We start from the raw sequence: 17,543 nt of genomic DNA on the forward strand, positions 1-17,543 counted from the left end.
CGCGCTCACCCCTCCACCGGGACGGCCCGCGCGAAGCCACCGTCCACCATCAGGTTCGCCACGGTCTCCAGCTCCGGCGGATTGCCCGCCAGACGCTGCAGGAAGGCGTCGAAGTCGCCACCGCACGGCAGCAGCAGCCGGTCCACCCGCTCCTGCACGTTCCAGCCGTCCTGGTCCCGGGCGTCGTCGTACGCGCAGAACCAGACCGAACCGACACCGTTGCCCTTCACCTTCACCGCGAGGATGCCGCCCTGGACGAAGCCGACGCCCAGGTAGTCCTTGGTGAGGTGGTCCCGCAGGCACTTGTTGACGTACACCAGGTCATTCACGGCGGCCTCCTCGCGCACCGTGAAGAACGGCTGGTCGACCAGGAGACCGAGCTCCGCGTCGAGCGCCGCACCGACCGGGGCCGAGCCGCCCGCCGCCTTGAGGAAGGAACGGTAGGCACCGGGCAGCCGGTAGCCGAGGTCCTCCTCGACGCCCAGGATCTGCTGCTCGCTCACCGCGACGGCGCCCTTGGGCAGCCGGAAGTGCGCGGGCCGGGTCTCCTGCAGCGGGCGGGTGCCGCGCTTGTTCTGGTCGACCGCGGTGGCGGCGAGGCCGCCGTGATGCCTGAGCAGCGCCTTGACCTCGACCGGGATCAGCTCCATGCGCCGACCGCCGGGTACGTGGTGCCAGGTCCAGCCGTGCGGGGTGGCGACGGCGGGAATCGTGTCCCACAGCTCATGGCCGCTCGCCGCCAGCGCCGCGTTGGCCGAGACGTAGTCGGTGAGCCGCAGTTCGTCGACGCCGAAACCCTGCGGGGGCTCGGCGATCTCGGCGGCGGCGCGCGCGTACGGCGCGAAGTCCGGGCTGCCGTTCTCGTCCATGCGCACACCTCTGGGGTGGCGGGACGCCCGGACCGGGTCCGGGAAATGCACGAGCTGCCCGGCGTAGGCCGCGTTCGGTGGCGCGGCTTGCTGCCCGAGCCGACCTGTCGTCATGGCGGTTGCCCCCTGCTGCGTCTGACTGGTGAGGACCGACCTGCCCAAGGGGGCGGTCCGGGCACAGCCTATGCGGTGGCGCAAGAGCGGGTCTCGCCCCTACGCCACCCCTCTCCTCTTCCGTCACGAACCGTCACAGCGACGTGACTGACGAGCGATGCTCCCACCACTGCCGGGTGACACGGAGACGCGTTTCCCCGCCCCAGCTTCCCCACCAGCCGGGACATTTGGCAGGCTGTCACCGAACTCGGGGGCGTGCACATCGCGCAGCTACCGCTGCGGGCACGGGAGGGAAAGCACCATGCACAGCGCACAACCAGTCACATCCGGGGATCCACGCCTCAGCTGGAGCAACACCGGAACCAGCCTCACACCCCGGCTGCACCACCGCCGCGACGGCATCCTGCCCGCGGTGGCCGCAGCACTGTCCGTACGCGGTGAGACGCTCACCTGCACGGCGGGCAAGGGCGACCAGCCGCCCGTACTGCACCCGCTGGTCCAGGACTTCCTCGACACCCTCACCAGCGGCCAGCGTGAACGCTTCACCGGCCGCTGCCCCGAGGCGATACTGCTCTCCCGCCAGCTCACCGCGGCCGAAGCCGGCCGTTCCAAGCGGGCCCAGCGCAAGCCGCTGACCAACGGCGAGGCCCGCCGCGCCCTGAAGCACTCGCGGCTCACCGCACGGCGCATCCGTGAGGACGGCGACCCGATGCACGGCAGTTACGCGCCGCCGTGCCGCTCCTGCGAGGCGATGCTCGCCCACTTCGGCGTACGACCCGTCGACCTCACGACCACCGGGGCGGCGACCACCGCCGAGAAGGGCTGACCGCGCGCCGATGCACGACCGAACCGACCTACCCGAACAGACGGGCCCAGCGGACCGCGACCGCCACTCCTCGACCCGCTTTCCCGTCGCCGTCGACGCCGCCCTGCGCGCCGCGGGCTGGCAGCCCGGCCGCTGGGACATCCGGCAGGCCGAGGAGTGGGCCGACGCGCTGCGCTCGCACGCGTCGCCCGCCGGTCATCAGCACGCGGTCTTCCCGGCAGCCGTGGAGGCATGGGCGGAGTTCGGCGGACTGCGCATCACGGCTTCCGCGCCGGGCCGACAGATCGCGCCGGCCTCGGTGCGCATCGATCCGCTGAGCGGACTGCATCTCGCCCGCACTCTCGGCGACCTCGGCCGGGCACTGGAGACCGAGGTCAGCCCGCTGGGCGAGGAGGGGGACGGGCAGGCCGTCCTCGCGATCGACACACAGGGGCGGGTGTACAGCATCGATCACACCGGGGACTGGTACCTCGGCCCGGACATCGACCAGGCGCTGGCAACGCTGGTCGGCGGCATCCAGCCGGAGCGCCTCGTCTCGGGCTGAGCGGCCTGATGCCGACGCAGCCCGCCTGGCGATCCAGGACGGAGCGAGGCCGCAGGGCGGATCAGGCCGCCCCTTGTCCGGCAACCCACCCTCCCGGTTCCGTCCTCGAACGCCGGACGGGCCAAAATCGCCCGCCTGGCGATCCAGGACGAAGCGAGGCCGCAGGAGGCGGATCAGGCCGCCCCCCGGTCCGGCAGTACCGCCGACACCCGGAAGCCGCCCGCATCCGTCGGGCCGGAGACGAAGACGCCGCCGAGGCCCAGCACCCGCTCCCGCATGCCGACCAGCCCGTTGCCCCCGCTCGGCAGCCCCGCGTCCGCCGTGGCGGCGTCCGACGGGCCGTTCTCCACCTGCATCGCGACTTCCGAGCCCCGGTGCGCAAGCCGCACCCACGCCTTCGCACCCGCCGCGTGCTTGTGCACGTTCGTCAGGGCCTCCTGCACCACCCGGTACGCCGTCTGCTCGACCTCGGGCGCGTACGGGCGGGCCTCGCCGTCCACCGAGAGTTCCACGGTCATGCCGGCCGCCCTGGATTCCCCGACCAGGGTCTCCACCTCGCGCAGCCGCGGCCCGTCCTCCGTGGCGGCGGCCGCCGCGGCCGCCGCCGCCCGGCCGACCGAGGCGAGCGGCGGCTTCGCGGACCGGGCCGCCACGGGCTCCCCGCTCCGCAGCACCCCGAGCATCTCGCGGAGCTCGGTCAGCGCCTGGCGGCCCATGTCGCCGACCAGGGCGGCGTTCCGTACCGCTTTCGCCGGGTCCTTCGGCGCGACGGCCTGGAGCGCGGCGGCGTGCACGACCATCAGGCTGACCCGGTGGGCGACCACGTCGTGCATCTCGCGGGCGATCCGGTGGCGCTCCTCCGTACGTGCCCACTCGGCCCGCTCCTCGGCCCGGTCGGCGAGCAGCGACAGCTCCCTCTCCAGCGAGTCCGCCCGCTCCCGAAGGCTCTCCATCAGCCGCCGCCTGGCCCCTATGTAGAGGCCGAACAGCACAGGCGGTGCGGTGAGCCCGAGCGACATGAAGAGGGATATCAGCGGTACGTACCAGTCGTCGCGCCCGAAGTCGGTCTGCTGGGAGACGCTCTGCCGCAGCCGCACGTACGTGACGATGAACGTCCCCATGAAGGACATCCCCATCAGCACCGCGGTGATTCTTCGCGGCACGTCGGAGGCGGCCAGCGTGTAGAGGCCGACCAGGCCCATCAGGAAGCCCATCTCAGCGGGCGTCGTCGCGATCGACACCAGCACCACGGCGATAGGCCAGCGCCGCCGCACCACCAGCACGGCCCCCGCGAGCAGCCCGAACACGACGCCGACCGGCACCGGCAGCCCGGTGTCCCCGGCGAACTCCACCCCTTCCAGTGCGCATTCCAGCGCCGACAGGAGCGCGAGCCCCACGTCCAGGGCGACACCGCGCCGCCGCTCCCACCACCAATAGCCGCGGGTGGTCGTACCCGTGGCTTCCCGGTATGCCCCCGTTGCGGTCATGCCGTCCAGCCTACGGGCGGGCGCACCTCATTTTCGGGCGACCTGGACAGCACCTGGTGCGTTCGAACGCGGGACAAAACGATCGACGGTCGCCGGAAATGGCGAATCCAGCACACTTTGAACCCGGACGTTCACATTCCGGACGACGCTCACCGTATGACGGAAACCACAGGCAGGTACGCCGATTTCGAGGGCCTCCGCGAGCAGGCGATCGCCCTGCGCCGCGAGGGCCTCAGTCGCCGGCAGATCCGGGACCGGCTCCACGTCCACAACAACGACATCCTCAACCGGCTCCTGGTGGGCGAGCCCGCCCCGGAGTGGACGAAGCGCCCGAACGCCATGGACGACCTTCGACAACAGGCCAGGGAGCTACGACTCCGGGGCATGACGTACGACCAGATCCAAGTGCAACTCGGCTGCTCCAAGAGTTCGATCTCACTATGGGTGCGGGACCTGCCGAAGCCCGCTCGAAGCCGCGCCCCCGTCGAGCAGGCGCGCCTCGCCGGGCGGCTCCGTTGGGACCATGAACTGGCCATGCGGGACGTCGAGCGACAACAGACGAAGGCAGACGCAAAGGGCGAGGTCGGCATCATGACGAACCGAGAGCTCTTCGTCGCCGGAGTCGTTCTGTACTGGGCAGAGGGAACCAAGGACAAGACTTACGACCGACGAGAAACTGTCACGTTCGTCAACAGCGACCCCGACGTGATCCACGTCTACCTTGCCTGGCTTTCGCTTCTCGGCATCGAGCCGGAGCGCCTGCGCTACCGGCTCATGATCCACGAAACGGCGGACGTGGAGGCGGCCAAGCAGTTCTGGGCGGATCTGGTCGGCGTCGATACGTCGGTCTTCCAGAAGACAACACTCAAGAAGCACAACCCCAAAACCGTCCGAAAGAACGTGGGAGACACCTACCGGGGTTGCCTGGTCGTCCGAGTCTCGCAAGGAGCTGACTTGTACCGTCGCATCGAAGGCTGGTGGTACGGCATAGTAGGGGCTGCAAAGCGAGCCGATCAAGAAAATCGGACATAGCAGCCATCCCGGGTCGTCTAAGGGCAAGACGCCAGATTTTGGTTCTGGTCATGGAGGTTCGAATCCTTCCCCGGGAGCCCATGGGTGCGGGCCCCGACCACCACGGTCGGGGCCCGCACCCATGTCGGCCCGCGGGTGCCCCGGTATCCTTCGGGTGTCCACCACCCGAAGCCGAAGGGCATTTCCGTGAGCTCCGACCGCCCGGCAGCCGTCGTCGTCCTCGCAGCGGGTGAGGGCACCCGCATGAAGTCGAAGACCCCAAAGGTTCTGCACGAGATCTCCGGGCGCTCGCTCGTCGGACATGTCGTCGCCTCCTCCCGCGAGCTGGACCCAGAACACCTCGTCGTGGTCGTCGGCCACGAGAGCGAGCAGGTCAGCGCGCATCTCACCGCCGTCGACGACCGGTTGCGGACCGCCTACCAGGCCCAGCAGAAGGGCACCGGAAACGCGGTGCGCGTCGGTCTCGACGAGCTCGGCGGGACCGTCGAGGGCACCGTGATCGTCGTCTGCGGCGACACCCCGCTGCTCTCCGGCGAGACACTCACCGCGCTCGCCGCCACCCACACGGCCGACTCCAACGCCGTCACCGTGCTGACGGCCGAGGTCCCGGACTCCACCGGTTACGGCCGGATCGTCCGCGACCCGGCCAGCGGTGCGGTCACCGAGATCGTCGAGCACAAGGACGCCACCGACGCCCAGCGCGCGATCCGGGAGATCAACTCCGGGGTGTTCGCCTTCGACGGCCGGCTGCTCACGGACGCCCTCGGCAAGGTCCGTACCGACAACAGCCAGGGCGAGGAGTACCTCACCGATGTGCTCTCCATCCTGCGCGAGGCCGGACACCGGGTCGGCGCCCACGTCGCCGACGACCACCGCGAGATCCTCGGCATCAACAACCGGGTCCAGCTGGCCGAGGCCCGGCGGCTGCTGAACCAGCGGCTGCTGGAGCGGGCCATGCTCGCCGGTGTGACCGTCGTGGACCCGGCGTCCACACTGATCGACGCCACCGTCACCTACGAGCGGGACGCGATCGTGCACCCGGGCACCCAGCTGCTCGGCAGCACCCATCTCGCCGAGGACGCCGAGGTCGGCCCCAACAGCCGGCTCACGGACACCGTTGTGCACGCGGGCGCACGCGTGGACAACACGGTCGCGGACCGGGCCGAGGTCGGCGAGGGCGCGACGGTCGGCCCGTACGCCTATCTGCGGCCCGGCACCAGGCTCGGCCCGAAGGCCAAGGCCGGCACTTATGTGGAGATGAAGAACGCCACGATCGGCGAGGGCACCAAGGTCCCGCACCTGAGCTATGTCGGCGACGCGACGATCGGCGATCACACCAACATCGGTGCCGCCAGCGTCTTCGTGAACTACGACGGCGTGGCCAAGCACCACACGACGATCGGCTCACACTGCCGTACCGGGTCGGACAATATGTTTGTGGCGCCTGTCACGGTCGGGGACGGCGTCTACACCGCCGCCGGTTCGGTCATCACCAAGGACGTACCGTCCGGTTCGCTGGCTGTCGCCCGCGGCCAGCAAAGGAATATCGAGGGTTGGGTGGCCCGCAAGCGTCCGGGAAGTGCCGCCGCGCAGGCGGCTCAGGCCGCCACCCAGGAGCACGACGGCGAAAGCTGACCGGAAACAGGTACGTCTCGTACGGCGTACCGTGATAGATGCTCACCCCATTTCGGCTGGCTCGTTGCACATCGGGACACATGCGTGCAGCGCCAGGAACACGTCTGAGGAGACTGTGCTGTGACCGGGATCAAGACGACCGGCGAGAAGAAACTGATGCTCTTCTCCGGCCGCGCCCACCCCGAGCTGGCCGAGGAGGTTGCGCACCAACTGGGTGTCGGCCTCGTGCCGACGAAGGCCTTCGATTTCGCCAACGGTGAGATCTACGTCCGCTTCCAGGAGTCCGCACGCGGCGCCGACTGCTTCCTGATCCAGAGCCACACGGCTCCGATCAACAAGTGGATCATGGAACAGCTGATCATGCTGGACGCGCTGAAGCGCGCCTCGGCCCGCTCCATCACGGTGATCGTGCCGTTCTACGGCTACGCCCGCCAGGACAAGAAGCACCGTGGCCGCGAGCCGATCTCGGCCCGCCTGGTCGCCGACCTGATGAAGGCCGCGGGTGCCGACCGCATCCTCACGGTCGACCTGCACACCGACCAGATCCAGGGCTTCTTCGACGGCCCGGTCGACCACCTCTTCGCGCTGCCGATCCTGGCCGACTACGTCGGTGCCAAGGTCGACCGCTCGAAGCTGACGATCGTCTCCCCGGACGCCGGCCGCGTGCGCGTCGCCGACCGCTGGTGCGACCGCCTGGACGCCCCGCTGGCGATCGTCCACAAGCGCCGCGACAAGGACGTCGCCAACCAGGTGACCGTCCACGAGGTCGTCGGCAACGTCAAGGGCCGGGTCTGTGTCCTGGTCGACGACATGATCGACACCGGTGGCACCATCTGCGCCGCCGCCGACGCCCTGTTCGCGCACGGCGCCGAGGACGTCATAGTGACGGCCACGCACGGTGTGCTCTCCGGTCCGGCCGCGGACCGTCTGAAGAACTCCAAGGTCAGCGAGTTCGTCTTCACGGACACCCTGCCGACCCCGGGTGAGCTGGAGCTCGACAAGATCACGGTGCTCTCGATCGCCCCGACGATCGCCCGCGCGGTGCGCGAGGTCTTCGAGGACGGCTCGGTCACCAGCCTCTTCGAAGAGCAGTAAGCAGCACAGCACGGAAGATCCACTTTGGGGTGCGGCCTCCCCGCCGGGTAGACTCAGCGAGTTGCTCGGCGAGGGAGGCCGTACTCATGTGTACGGCGGTCCGTTATCGACGCGCTCTTCGTAGCAGGCCTGTCGTGGGCCGGGTGACCGTCCAAGTTTCGTCACCATACGAGGAGTGCAGTCATGGCTGAGGTCAAGCTCGCCGCCCAGGTCCGTACCGAGTTCGGCAAGGGCGCTGCCCGTCGCACCCGCCGCGCCAACCTGGTTCCCGCGGTCGTCTACGGCCACGGTGCCGAGCCGGTTCACATCAACCTGCCGGGCCACGACCTGATGATGGCGCTCAAGACCGCCAACGTCCTGATCGGTCTGGAGATCGACGGCAAGGACGCCCTGGTCATCCCCAAGGCCGTGCAGCGCAACCCGCTCAAGGGCGACATCGAGCACGTCGACCTGCTGACCGTCAAGCGCGGCGAGAAGGTCAACGTCGAGATCGCCGTGCACGTCGAGGGCGAGCTGGCCCCGGGCGGCAACCTCCTGGAGTACGTGCAGAACACCCTGCTCGTCGAGGCCGAGGCCACCCACATCCCCGAGTCCGTCACGGTCTCCGTCGCGGGCCTGGACGCCGGCGACTCGATCCTCGCCAAGGACATCCCGCTGCCCAAGGGCTCCGTGCTGGCCGGTGACGAGGACGCCGTCGTGCTCCAGATCGTCGCCGCGCAGGCCGAGGAGCCGGCCGCCGAGGCCGAGGGCACCGAGGCCTGAGCCTCGCCTTCCCTGCTTCACTGACGGGGCGGCGGTTCCTTCTTCGAAGGCCGCCGCCCCGTTTCCCTGTAACCGGGCCATCCGGAACCATCCGTACGCGAGGAGACCGAGCGCAGATGTCCGACGCCACCGAACCCTGGCTCATCGTGGGCCTCGGCAACCCCGGTCCCGAGTACGCGGCGAACCGGCACAACGTCGGTTTCATGGTCGCCGACCTCCTCGCCGAGCGGATCGGCGGGAAGTTCAAGCGTGCGCAGAAGGCCCAGGCCCAGGTCGTCGAGGGCCGCATGGGCCCGCCGGGACCGGAGAACCGCCGGGTGATCCTGGCCAAGCCGATGTCGTACATGAACCTCTCCGGCGGCCCCGTCACCGCGCTGCGCGACTTCTACAAGGTGCCGACCGACCACATCGTGGCGATCCACGACGAGCTGGACATCGACTACGGGACACTCCGGCTGAAGCTGGGCGGCGGCGACAACGGGCACAACGGGCTCAAGTCGATGACCAAGTCGATGGGCGCCGACTACCACCGGGTCCGGTTCGGGATCGGCCGGCCGCCGGGCCGGATGCAGGTCGCGGACTTCGTGCTGAAGGACTTCTCGTCCACCGAGCGCAAGGAGCTCGCCTACCTCGTGGACCGGGCCGCCGACTCGGTGGAGTGCCTGCTCGCGGAGGGTCTGGAGCGCGCGCAGAGCGCGTACAACTCCTGACATCCGCAGCAACGGTCGCGGTGCGTACAACTCTGACATTCCCGCCGGTACCCCAGCGTTTTTCGGCCATAAGTTGACCGCGAGCGTTGCTCTGCCCAAGGATCGCTCCCCATGAAGCGGAGCTCCTCCCACCGCGCCCTGGTCTACGCCCGCAGCGCCGCCATGGGCTGTATCGTCCTGCTGCTGCTCGTCGCGGGCGTGCTGTCCTCCTGGAGTTCGGCGCACCACATCGTTCTGGCCAAGGGCCGTGAGCACGGCACGATGACCGTCACGGGCTGCGGCGCCGATGTCTGCACCGGACCGTTCGCGCCGTCCGGTCAGGCCGCCGCGCGCCCCCGGGTGACGATCGAGAAGTCCGTCGCGGCGCGGAGGGGCGACAGCTTCCCCGTCGTCGTGAAGCCCGGCACGGACGATGTCGTACGCACCGGAACGCCCGGCTTCCTGCATGCCTGGGTGCCGCTGGGCGGTGCGCTGTTGCTGGCCGCCCTGGTCATCGGCGGCGGTCTGCGGCTGCCCCGGATCGCCTGGGGCACCGGGGTCGCGGGCGCGACCCTGCTGGTGGCGACGTTCATCGCCCTCTGAGCAGGGCCGCACCCGCGTCCGGGGGGGGCTCAGCCGGTGTTGCGCAGACCCGCGGCGACACCGTTCACGGTGAGCAGCAAGGCCCTGGCGAGCAGCGGGTCCGCTTCCTCGCCACGTGCCGCCGCCTCGCGCTGGCGGGCCAGCAGCGAGACCTGGAGATAGGAGATCGGGTCCAGGTAGGCGTCCCGGATGGCGAAGGTCTGCTGGAGCACCGGGCTGGTGCCGAGCAGTTCGGTGCCGCCGGTGACCCTCAGGACCTCCTGGACGGTGAGCGCGTGCTCGGCCTCGATGTCGGCGAAGACGTGCTTCAGCTCGTCCGGGACGAGTGTGTCGACATAGTGGCGGGCGATCCGCAGATCGGTCTTGGCGAGCGTCATCTCCACGTTCGAGATGAAGTTCCGGAAGAAGTGCCACTGCTCGTGCATCTCGTCCAGAACGGTGTCCAGACCGGCCTCGCGCAGCGCCTTGAGCCCGGAGCCGACGCCGTACCAGCCGGGCACGATCTGCCGTGACTGGGTCCAGCCGAAGACCCACGGGATGGCCCGCAGCCCGTCCAGGCCGGCGCCGGAGTCCGGGCGCCGCGACGGGCGCGACCCGAGGTGCAGCTCGGCGAGCTGGTCGACCGGGGTGGAGGCGAAGAAGTACGCGGGCAGGTCCGGGTCCTCGACCAGCTTGCGGTACGCGGCGTGCGCGGCGTCGGAGACGGTGTCCATCGCCGCGTCCCAGCGGGCCAGGGCCTCGTCGGACTGGCGGGGCGCGGTGTGCAGCGCGGAGGCCTGGAGGGTGGCCGCGACGGTCAGCTCCAGGTTCTCCCGGGCGAGCGCCGGGATGAGGTACTTGTCGGAGATGACCTCGCCCTGCTCGGTGACCTTGATCTCGCCTTCGAGGGTGCCCCAGGGCTGCGCGAGGATCGCGTCGTGGGAGGGGCCGCCGCCGCGGCCGACGGTGCCGCCGCGGCCGTGGAAGAGCCGCAGCCGTACGCCGTAGCGGTGGGCGACGTCACGCAGTCGGCGCTGCGCCCGGTGGATCTCCCACTGCGAGGTGGTGATGCCGCCGAACTTGGAGGAGTCGGAGTACCCGAGCATGACCTCCTGCACATCGCCACGCAGCGAGACGAGGCGGCGGTAGGACGGGTCGGCGAGCATTTCGTCGAGGATGACGTCTGCGGCGCGCAGCTCGTCGGTGGTTTCCAGGAGCGGCACGATGCCGATCTCGGCCCAGCCGCTGTGCAGGTCGAGCAGTCCGGCCTCGCGGGCCAGGACTGCGGCCGCGAAGACGTCGTCGGCGCCCTGGCACATCGAGATGATGTACGACTCGATGACCTCGGGGCCGAACCGTTCGAAGGCTTCCTTGATGGTGTGGAAGACGCCGAGGGTCTTCTCGCCCGCGGCGTCCAGCGGGGCCGGGGTCGGGGCGAGCGGGCGGCGCGAGCGCAGCTCCTTGGCGAGCAGCTTCTGCCGGTAGTCGCGCGGCATGTCGGCGTAGCGCCAGGACTCCTCGCCGAGCCGGTCGAAGAGCTGGCCGAGGGCGTGGTGGTGGGCGTCCGCGTGCTCGCGTACGTCCATGGTGGCGAGCTGGAGACCGAACGCGGCGAGCGTGCGGATCGTGCGGTCCATCCGCCCGTCGGCGAACAGGCCGCCGCGGTGCTCGCGCAGCGAGGTCTGGATGAGTTCCAGGTCGGCGATGAGCTCGGCGGTGCCGAGGTAGTCGCAGCCGGGGCGGTGCGGAGTGCCGCCGGCGAGGCGCTCGCGGGTGTTGACGAGCTTCTGCCGGATGCAGGTGGCCTTGAGGCGGTACGGCTCCTCGGCGTTCAGCCGCTTGTAGCGCGGGCTGATCTCGGGGAGGCGCTCCAGGTCGGCCTGGAGCGAGGTCAGCAGCTCGTCGGTGGCGCCGGTGTAGCGGATGGAGTTGGAGAGCTGGGCGCGCAGGTGGTCGACGAGTTCCAGGGCGTCGGTGATGCCGTGCTCGTGCTGGAGGATCAGCACCTCCCGGGTGACGGCGGGTGTCACGTTGGGGTTGCCGTCGCGGTCGCCGCCGATCCACGTACCGAAGGTGAGGGGGCGGGTGCCCGCGGGCAGCTCGACGCCGACCCGCTCCAGCTCGGCCGCCAGGTCTTCGAGTACGTCCCCGACGGCGCCCGTGTGCAGCTCGTCGAGGTAGTAGATGGCGTTACGGGCCTCGTCGGCCGGCTCGGGCCGGACCACGCGCAGCTCGTCGGTCTGCCAGATGAGGTCGATGTTCTCGGCGAGCCGCAGATCCTGGCGGCGTCGGTCGGCGTCGATGACGGGCGTCTCCAGCAGCTCGGCGATGCGGCGGAGCTTGTTCAGCACGGAGCGCCGCGCGGCCTCGGTCGGGTGCGCGGTGAAGACGGGCCGTACGTTGAGGTTCTTGACGGTCTCGCGCAGGTGGACCGGGTCCGCGTCCTTCAGCCGGTCGGCGGTACGGGCGAGGAGACCGCCCTCGGCGGCCCGCCGGTCACGCATCTCGTGGGCGCGGTGGACCTGCTCGGTGACGTTGGCGAGGTGGAAGTAGGTGGAGAAGGCGCGCACGAGCTGCGCGGCGGTCTCCAGGTCCGTGTCGCCGAGGAGTTCGGCCGCGGCCTCTCCGTCGCTGCGGGTCAGGGCGCGGACCCGCTCGACGAGGTCGAGGAGCTCCTGGCCCTCCTGGCGTACGAGGGTCTCGCCCAGCAGATCACCGAGGCGGCGGATGTCGGCGCGCAGCTCGGGGCTGGCGGCGGGGGTCTGGTCGGCACTGCTCACGGTGTGCGGCTCCTTGCAGTGGTTGAGCACGGGGATCTCCGGGGCCTGGTGCTGACGACACCCCGGGAAGCAGAGTGCGGACCGCGCTGTCCGACCCCACCAGGATAGGTGTCCACGCCGTCGGCACCGCTCGGGCCCCGACCGGGTTTCCCGTTCACGGGCGGCCCGTCGCGCTCTCGTGCAGCGGGCCTCCGCGCTGCCATACTTACGTAGCCGTAGGTTACGGATGCGTAGCCAGAGCTGTCCGTCGTATTCCTCATCCCCAGGGGACTCCCCATGAACACCAGCCCCGCTGTGATCGACGACACCCAGCCATCGGCGGCCGACTGTCAGGTCCTGCCCTCCGCCACGCTCGGCGGGGACAACAAACGGTCGGTCGAACAGATCGCCCTTCTGCTGTTCATCGTGGTGCCGTTCGTGGCGCTGGTCGCCGCAGTGCCGCTGGCCTGGGGCCGAGGCGTGAGCGGGCTCGATCTGGGTCTGCTCGTGGCGATGTACTTCGTCGGCTGCCACGGCATCACGATCGGCTTCCACCGCTATTTCACCCATGGCTCCTTCAAGGCGAAGCGCCCGCTCCGCATCGCTCTGGCCGTCGCGGGTTCGCTGGCCGTGGAGGGCCCGCTGGTGCGCTGGGTGGCCGACCACCGCAAGCACCACCGCTTCTCCGACGCGGAGGGCGACCCGCACTCGCCGTGGCGTTTCGGCGAGAGCCTCCCCGCTCTGATGAAGGGCTTGTGGTGGGCGCACATCGGCTGGATGTTCGACGAGGAGCAGACCTCGCAGCAGAAGTACGCCCCCGACCTGGTCAAGGACCCGGCGACCCGCGGGATCTCCCGCCACTTCCTGACTCTCACGATCGTGTCGCTGGCGTTCCCGCCGCTGGTCGGCGGTCTGGTGACGATGTCGTGGTGGGGCGCGGCGACCGCCTTCTTCTGGGGTTCTCTCGTACGGGTGGCCCTGCTGCACCACGTCACCTGGTCGATCAACTCCATCTGCCACGCGGTCGGCAAGCGTCCCTTCAAGTCCCGTGACCGGTCCGGCAACGTGTGGTGGCTCGCGGTCCTGTCCTGCGGCGAGTCCTGGCACAACCTGCACCACGCGGACCCGACGAGCGCGCGCCACGGCGTGATGAAGGGCCAGATCGATTCGAGCGCCCGGTTGATCCGCTGGTTCGAGAAACTGGGCTGGGCGTACGACGTGCGCTGGCCGGACTCCGCCCGGATCGACTCCCGCCGTATCGACTCCCGGCGCGAGTCCGCGCACGCCGACGCGGCATGATTGACGACGTGGCGACCGACGGCAGCACGAGCAACGAGAAGAACCGTCCCTCCTCCACCCGGCGTACCCGCCGCGTGAGGATGACCGGCAAGGAACGCCGCGAGCAGTTGCTGGACATCGGCCGCACCCTCTTCGCCGACAAGGGTTTCGAGGGCACCTCGGTCGAGGAGATCGCGGCCCGGGCCGGCGTCTCCAAGCCGGTCGTCTACGAGCACTTCGGCGGCAAGGAGGGCCTGTACGCCGTCGTGGTCGACCGCGAGATGCGCCAGCTGCTCGACATGGTCACCGGCGCCCTGACCGCGGGCCACCCCCGCGAACTCCTGGAGCAGGCGGCGTTCGCCCTGCTCGACTACATCGAGACGTACACGGACGGCTTCCGCATCCTGGTCCGTGACTCCCCCGTCGCCCAGTCGACGGGCACCTTCGCCTCCCTCATCAGCGACATCGCCACCCAGGTGGAAGACATCCTGGGCCTGGAGTTCAAGGCCCGCGGCTTCGACCCGAAGCTGGCCCCGCTGTACGCCCAGGCACTGGTCGGCATGGTCGCCCTGACCGGCCAGTGGTGGGTCAACGCCCGCAAGCCGAAGAAGGCGGAGGTCGCGGCCCATCTGGTGAACCTGGCCTGGCACGGCCTGGAGAACCTCGAGGCGAAGCCGCGGCTGGTGGGGCACCGCAAGAGCTGAGGTGCGGCGCGCAAGGGCCGGCCCGAGCGGTCGGCCGGATCGGGCCGCCGATGGAGTGGACCGCACCAGCTGGTTCGACCCACTCCGCGTTGCCCCGGAGGCGGTCGCGTCAGACAGTCCGGTCCAGCCCACTGCCCTTGGCTCCGCCAAGAAACGCAGCAAACGCGTCGCCGGGTGTAGCCGGCACAGGGCTGTGCGCGACCTTCGAATCCCGGATACCGGTCATGCCTGCCACGAAGGCCACCTCGACGCAGTCCCTGTCACCCGAGCTGTAAGTGCTCGTGGCCCAGCGCGATCCGCGCGAGTCGGCCGGCGCTCTCACGTCAGCTCCTCGCCCTGCACACCGATCACGAACGCGGTGAACGCTTCCGCAGTCACAGGGAGCACGGGCCCCTGCGTTGCTTTCGAGTCCCGGACCGCGACCCACAACCTGGCGAATGCGACCTCCACACACTCGTTGTCAGCTGCGCTATAGCTGCTCTTCGTCCAGTCCGCAGCAGCGAACCGAGCATCGGTTGGTGCGTTTTTCATCGGATCAGCTCCTGTCATGCTGCGGCCAGCAGTTCGACGCTGTTCGACGTATCGGCCGCTTGGGATCGCAAGTAGTCAAACATCAGCTTGTAGCTCTGCACTTCGGTGGGGGCGTCGAGATACAAGCCGCGCTTGTGTAGTTCGAGGTAGACCACGTTCATGCTGTTGAGCGGATTCTTCTCGTCGTCCCGTCCAAGGATCAGGAAGTGTCCGCCGGACCCTGCGGCGTGAGCGCCCGCGGCAAACTTGAGCACCTGGATGTCCACGTTGGGACGCTGGGCCATGGCGCTCAGGTGATCGATCTGCGCGGACATCACGTCCGGACCCCGACAGGGCGGCGGAGAACAGCGTCGTCAGGGCAGTGCGACCGCGGCGGACGCGCCCCCGCCGGACCAGGAGGACGGACGTGGGCTGCTGATCGTCGACGCGCTGGCCACCGGGTGGGGCCAGCGGCACGCATGTGGCGGTCTCCTCGTCTGGGCCGAGGTCGACACCGGACCGGCGTCACACCATCTGATGACGCCGCTCGATTCCGGCCGACACCACGAGGTAACAGGTTCAGAATCCCATCCGTGGGAGAGCACATGACTACCGAGCAGGGCGGATACACGGTGGGCGATCTGTTCACCTTGCCCGAGCTTCCGCCGCACACCGAGCTACTCGACGGGAGTCTGGTGTTCGCCAGTCCGCAGCAGATCTTCCACAGCACGATGGTCGATCTCCTGGTGACCGGCATACGGCGCGCGACGCCCCCGAAACTGAAAGTCCGCCGTGACATGACCGTGGTCCTCGACCGGCACAACGGCCCAGAACCCGATATCTCGATCATTCGCGCCGAGATCGAGCTGGGCCCGGACGAGACTCTCTACCGGGCCGCCGACGTCCTTCTCGCCGTCGAGGTCGTCTCCCCTGACTCCGAGGCCCGCGACCGCGATACCAAGCCGCAGAAGTACGCCGCCGCCGGTATCCCGAACTTCTGGCTGGTCGAGATGGCCGGCACCGACCGGCACGCGGTGGTGCGGGTCTACGAGCTGGACCCGGTGTCCAAGACGTACGCCCTGACCGGAATCCACCACGACCGCCTCAAGACGGGTGTCCCGTTCCCGATCGACATCGACATCACGCGGGACGCGCTCGATCAGCTCTGAGTCCAGGGCGCAGCCCGCTGCGTCCGGCGACCAAACTGGAACGGCTCATCATCCGCGACCCCCTCTGCATTGAGGACGCCTCCTATGTGCGGACCGGCTCGCCCCCGTGCCATGACCGCGCTGAGGAACCTCGCCGTCGGCGCCCACCGCCTTGCCGACCGCAACAGCCTTGCCGACTAAATTCGCTGGGGCGGCCGCAGCCTGGACCGCCCCTGCGACATCCTCGAACTCCCACATGGTTCTTGAAATGGCCGCACCTGCCAGCCTGTCCGGGCCGACCGTCGACGGAACCGGTCGTCCCCGCTGGGACGGCACGTTGGATCCCGGTCTGCCCGGAATATGCGCGGGTGGGCCGAGGGGGCTGATCGATTTCCGCGATGCCAACCGAGCGATGCCCTCCGAGCGAGGGGCGCCGAGCACGCGGGCCGGGTCTGGGATCGATGGCAGGAGGTAGCCTCCCATCATCCGGCTGCGGACGACGAGTCAGTGTTCTTCTACCGTCGCCTCGCCGCCGCAGGAACCAGGGCCTCGTACGAAACGTCACAGGAGGCCGCCGACTACCATGCCCAGCCGGCCGTCCGCGCCTGGGCCGAGGTCGCGCCGACAATGGCCCGGCCAGATATCGCGGACCACTTCTCCTTCGGCTGGAACGCGGTCGGTATCGGCCAACGCAGCCGCGAGGAATACGTCGCGACATACGAGTTCAGCCTCTTGCCTTCACGCAACGTGCTGACTCCAGGTGGATGGTGGTACGAACTGGACGAAGCACCCTTGCACGGCGCGTGTCACAGTCGCGCCGAGTGCGTCCACGAGCCAGACGTCGGCGAGGGGCGCCGGGGTGTCCAGTCCTATCTCCTTGCACTGCCCGCAGACACGCTGCTCGTCAACGTACGCTGCCACGTCTGACCTCGCAGAACGCCCTACTGGACCCGTCCCACCCATTTCTCGGGCACGAGCGGTACCGGCATCAGATAGCAGGCGAACGCAAGTTGGACCATGAGTTCGAACACCAGAGGTTCGGCCGTGCTGGCGGCCAGACACGGCCAGATGAACACCAGCATCGGAGCCACCAGTGCCCCCCGAAACCGGCCCGGCACCATTTTTCTGTGCCCCAAGCCCGCCAGGACCGCGAGAAGGATCGTCGGAAGGCCGACGAGGGCGAGCATGCCAAGGCTGATCCCAACGATCTGCACGATGGAGTCTTCCCACGGAACCAAAAGCGCGATAATCACCCACGCTGCGGTGTGCAGGAGCACGTACGTCAGGACGCATCGACCTATTCGCCCCCATATCCGCCGGGCACCAGGAACAGCAGATCTTTCTGCTATCTGCACTTTTTTACCCCTTCACGCTTCGCCCGCCCGTCCCAGACCTGTTGATCTTTCCAGGCCGCATGGCTACGGGGCCAAGGCCAAAGGGGCTGGCCACACCGCAGTACTGCACCCGCCCTCGCACAGCTGATTGTTGATCGTCCGCGAGCGCACGCGC

The 17,543-nt window shown here is 69.2% G+C and carries 19 protein-coding genes and 1 tRNA gene; 13 read left to right on the forward strand and 7 right to left on the reverse strand.

Features of this window, described 5'->3' with window-relative positions; translation table 11 throughout:
- Positions 1 to 5 precede the first annotated feature (5 nt).
- On the reverse strand, positions 6 to 983 hold the full coding sequence (locus tag IEZ15_RS18625; RefSeq protein WP_114244941.1) for an SMI1/KNR4 family protein: 978 nt from the start codon (positions 981 to 983) through the stop codon (positions 6 to 8).
- 301 nt (positions 984 to 1,284) lie between these two features.
- On the opposite strand from IEZ15_RS18625, the gene IEZ15_RS18630 reads away from it, so the two are divergent.
- Both IEZ15_RS18630 and IEZ15_RS18635 read left to right on the forward strand, forming a co-directional pair.
- Positions 1,285 to 1,809 carry a YwqJ-related putative deaminase gene (locus IEZ15_RS18630; RefSeq protein ID WP_189278213.1) on the forward strand — a complete coding sequence of 175 codons (525 nt, stop codon included), beginning with the start codon at positions 1,285 to 1,287 and terminating at the stop codon, positions 1,807 to 1,809.
- Between the two features lie 10 nt (positions 1,810 to 1,819).
- Entirely contained in the window at positions 1,820 to 2,353 is a 534-nt protein-coding gene (locus IEZ15_RS18635) for an SUKH-3 domain-containing protein (protein WP_114244943.1), read from the forward strand.
- Positions 2,354 to 2,526: 173 nt separating this feature from the next.
- On the opposite strand, the gene IEZ15_RS18640 is transcribed toward IEZ15_RS18635, so the two are convergent.
- On the reverse strand, positions 2,527 to 3,840 hold the full coding sequence (locus IEZ15_RS18640) for a sensor histidine kinase (RefSeq protein ID WP_114244944.1): 1,314 nt from the start codon (positions 3,838 to 3,840) through the stop codon (positions 2,527 to 2,529).
- A gap of 156 nt (positions 3,841 to 3,996) precedes the next feature.
- Between IEZ15_RS18640 and IEZ15_RS18645 the strand changes: the two genes are divergently transcribed.
- The 7 genes from IEZ15_RS18645 to IEZ15_RS18675 all read left to right on the forward strand — a co-directional run bounded on the left by IEZ15_RS18645 (position 3,997) and on the right by IEZ15_RS18675 (position 9,656).
- On the forward strand, positions 3,997 to 4,872 hold the full coding sequence (locus IEZ15_RS18645) for a hypothetical protein (protein WP_189278215.1): 876 nt from the start codon (positions 3,997 to 3,999) through the stop codon (positions 4,870 to 4,872).
- A 6-nt stretch (positions 4,873 to 4,878) separates the two neighbouring features.
- Positions 4,879 to 4,949, forward strand: a tRNA-Gln gene (locus tag IEZ15_RS18650).
- A 109-nt stretch (positions 4,950 to 5,058) separates the two neighbouring features.
- Positions 5,059 to 6,507 (forward strand): bifunctional UDP-N-acetylglucosamine diphosphorylase/glucosamine-1-phosphate N-acetyltransferase GlmU, encoded by a 1,449-nt coding sequence (gene glmU / locus IEZ15_RS18655; protein ID WP_189278217.1) that lies wholly within the window; start codon positions 5,059 to 5,061, stop codon positions 6,505 to 6,507.
- Between the two features lie 120 nt (positions 6,508 to 6,627).
- Positions 6,628 to 7,602 (forward strand): ribose-phosphate diphosphokinase, encoded by a 975-nt coding sequence (locus IEZ15_RS18660; RefSeq protein ID WP_072487453.1) that lies wholly within the window; start codon positions 6,628 to 6,630, stop codon positions 7,600 to 7,602.
- 183 nt (positions 7,603 to 7,785) lie between these two features.
- Positions 7,786 to 8,364, forward strand: a complete 579-nt coding sequence (locus IEZ15_RS18665; protein WP_189278220.1) for a 50S ribosomal protein L25/general stress protein Ctc — start codon at positions 7,786 to 7,788, stop codon at positions 8,362 to 8,364.
- Positions 8,365 to 8,480: 116 nt separating this feature from the next.
- Complete coding sequence (gene pth, locus IEZ15_RS18670; protein ID WP_114244947.1) at positions 8,481 to 9,074, forward strand: aminoacyl-tRNA hydrolase; 594 nt, start codon at positions 8,481 to 8,483, stop codon at positions 9,072 to 9,074.
- A 111-nt stretch (positions 9,075 to 9,185) separates the two neighbouring features.
- Positions 9,186 to 9,656 (forward strand): hypothetical protein, encoded by a 471-nt coding sequence (locus IEZ15_RS18675; RefSeq protein WP_114244948.1) that lies wholly within the window; start codon positions 9,186 to 9,188, stop codon positions 9,654 to 9,656.
- A gap of 29 nt (positions 9,657 to 9,685) precedes the next feature.
- Here IEZ15_RS18675 and ppc read toward each other — a convergent pair whose 3' ends face one another.
- Positions 9,686 to 12,415: a phosphoenolpyruvate carboxylase gene (gene ppc / locus IEZ15_RS18680; protein ID WP_189278222.1), complete on the reverse strand. Its 2,730-nt coding sequence runs from the start codon at positions 12,413 to 12,415 to the stop codon at positions 9,686 to 9,688.
- A 276-nt stretch (positions 12,416 to 12,691) separates the two neighbouring features.
- On the opposite strand from ppc, the gene IEZ15_RS18685 reads away from it, so the two are divergent.
- Together IEZ15_RS18685 and IEZ15_RS18690 are read left to right on the forward strand one after the other, a co-directional pair.
- Positions 12,692 to 13,693 (forward strand): acyl-CoA desaturase, encoded by a 1,002-nt coding sequence (locus tag IEZ15_RS18685; protein ID WP_189278224.1) that lies wholly within the window; start codon positions 12,692 to 12,694, stop codon positions 13,691 to 13,693.
- The gene (locus IEZ15_RS18690) at positions 13,690 to 14,376 is read left to right on the forward strand and encodes a TetR/AcrR family transcriptional regulator (protein WP_114244950.1); all 687 of its coding nucleotides are present in this window, start codon (positions 13,690 to 13,692) and stop codon (positions 14,374 to 14,376) included. Before IEZ15_RS18685 ends, IEZ15_RS18690 begins: the two co-directional genes overlap by 4 nt.
- A gap of 109 nt (positions 14,377 to 14,485) precedes the next feature.
- Here the strand turns inward: IEZ15_RS18690 and IEZ15_RS46415 are convergent, their stop codons facing one another.
- From IEZ15_RS46415 to IEZ15_RS18705, 3 genes are read right to left on the reverse strand one after another with little or no spacing between them, the layout of a single operon-like run.
- Entirely contained in the window at positions 14,486 to 14,698 is a 213-nt protein-coding gene (locus IEZ15_RS46415; protein WP_189278226.1) for a DUF397 domain-containing protein, read from the reverse strand.
- Positions 14,695 to 14,907 carry a DUF397 domain-containing protein gene (locus tag IEZ15_RS18700; protein WP_189278228.1) on the reverse strand — a complete coding sequence of 71 codons (213 nt, stop codon included), beginning with the start codon at positions 14,905 to 14,907 and terminating at the stop codon, positions 14,695 to 14,697. The genes IEZ15_RS46415 and IEZ15_RS18700 overlap by 4 nt, the downstream gene beginning before the upstream one ends.
- A gap of 14 nt (positions 14,908 to 14,921) precedes the next feature.
- On the reverse strand, positions 14,922 to 15,221 hold the full coding sequence (locus IEZ15_RS18705) for a Scr1 family TA system antitoxin-like transcriptional regulator (protein ID WP_189278230.1): 300 nt from the start codon (positions 15,219 to 15,221) through the stop codon (positions 14,922 to 14,924).
- Between the two features lie 270 nt (positions 15,222 to 15,491).
- Here IEZ15_RS18705 and IEZ15_RS18710 point away from each other — a divergent pair, with 270 nt between their 5' ends.
- Together IEZ15_RS18710 and IEZ15_RS18715 are read left to right on the forward strand one after the other, a co-directional pair.
- The gene (locus tag IEZ15_RS18710) at positions 15,492 to 16,055 is read left to right on the forward strand and encodes a Uma2 family endonuclease (protein WP_189278232.1); all 564 of its coding nucleotides are present in this window, start codon (positions 15,492 to 15,494) and stop codon (positions 16,053 to 16,055) included.
- Positions 16,056 to 16,541: 486 nt separating this feature from the next.
- Positions 16,542 to 16,961 (forward strand): hypothetical protein, encoded by a 420-nt coding sequence (locus IEZ15_RS18715; protein ID WP_229845963.1) that lies wholly within the window; start codon positions 16,542 to 16,544, stop codon positions 16,959 to 16,961.
- A gap of 14 nt (positions 16,962 to 16,975) precedes the next feature.
- Here IEZ15_RS18715 and IEZ15_RS18720 read toward each other — a convergent pair whose 3' ends face one another.
- A complete protein-coding gene (locus IEZ15_RS18720) occupies positions 16,976 to 17,311 on the reverse strand; it encodes a hypothetical protein (protein ID WP_189278234.1) in 336 nt (111 codons plus the stop codon).
- Between the last annotated feature and the right edge of the window lie 232 nt (positions 17,312 to 17,543).

Origin of the sequence: Streptomyces atratus (assembly GCF_014648655.1) — a bacterium.
In the GTDB taxonomy this organism is placed as follows: domain Bacteria; phylum Actinomycetota; class Actinomycetes; order Streptomycetales; family Streptomycetaceae; genus Streptomyces; species Streptomyces atratus.

What these genes read in the sequence shown, in the direction of transcription:
- IEZ15_RS18625 (WP_114244941.1), bottom strand. Translation starts at nt 983, where the DNA reads ATGACGACAGGTCGGCTCGGGCAGCAAGCCGCGCCACCGAACGCGGCC.
- IEZ15_RS18630 (WP_189278213.1), top strand. Translation starts at nt 1,285, where the DNA reads ATGCACAGCGCACAACCAGTCACATCCGGGGATCCACGCCTCAGCTGG.
- IEZ15_RS18635 (WP_114244943.1), top strand. Translation starts at nt 1,820, where the DNA reads ATGCACGACCGAACCGACCTACCCGAACAGACGGGCCCAGCGGACCGC.
- IEZ15_RS18640 (WP_114244944.1), bottom strand. Translation starts at nt 3,840, where the DNA reads ATGACCGCAACGGGGGCATACCGGGAAGCCACGGGTACGACCACCCGC.
- IEZ15_RS18645 (WP_189278215.1), top strand. Translation starts at nt 3,997, where the DNA reads ATGACGGAAACCACAGGCAGGTACGCCGATTTCGAGGGCCTCCGCGAG.
- IEZ15_RS18665 (WP_189278220.1), top strand. Translation starts at nt 7,786, where the DNA reads ATGGCTGAGGTCAAGCTCGCCGCCCAGGTCCGTACCGAGTTCGGCAAG.
- pth (WP_114244947.1), top strand. Translation starts at nt 8,481, where the DNA reads ATGTCCGACGCCACCGAACCCTGGCTCATCGTGGGCCTCGGCAACCCC.
- IEZ15_RS18675 (WP_114244948.1), top strand. Translation starts at nt 9,186, where the DNA reads ATGAAGCGGAGCTCCTCCCACCGCGCCCTGGTCTACGCCCGCAGCGCC.
- IEZ15_RS18685 (WP_189278224.1), top strand. Translation starts at nt 12,692, where the DNA reads ATGAACACCAGCCCCGCTGTGATCGACGACACCCAGCCATCGGCGGCC.
- IEZ15_RS18690 (WP_114244950.1), top strand. Translation starts at nt 13,690, where the DNA reads ATGATTGACGACGTGGCGACCGACGGCAGCACGAGCAACGAGAAGAAC.
- IEZ15_RS18700 (WP_189278228.1), bottom strand. Translation starts at nt 14,907, where the DNA reads ATGAAAAACGCACCAACCGATGCTCGGTTCGCTGCTGCGGACTGGACG.
- IEZ15_RS18705 (WP_189278230.1), bottom strand. Translation starts at nt 15,221, where the DNA reads ATGTCCGCGCAGATCGATCACCTGAGCGCCATGGCCCAGCGTCCCAAC.
- IEZ15_RS18710 (WP_189278232.1), top strand. Translation starts at nt 15,492, where the DNA reads ATGACTACCGAGCAGGGCGGATACACGGTGGGCGATCTGTTCACCTTG.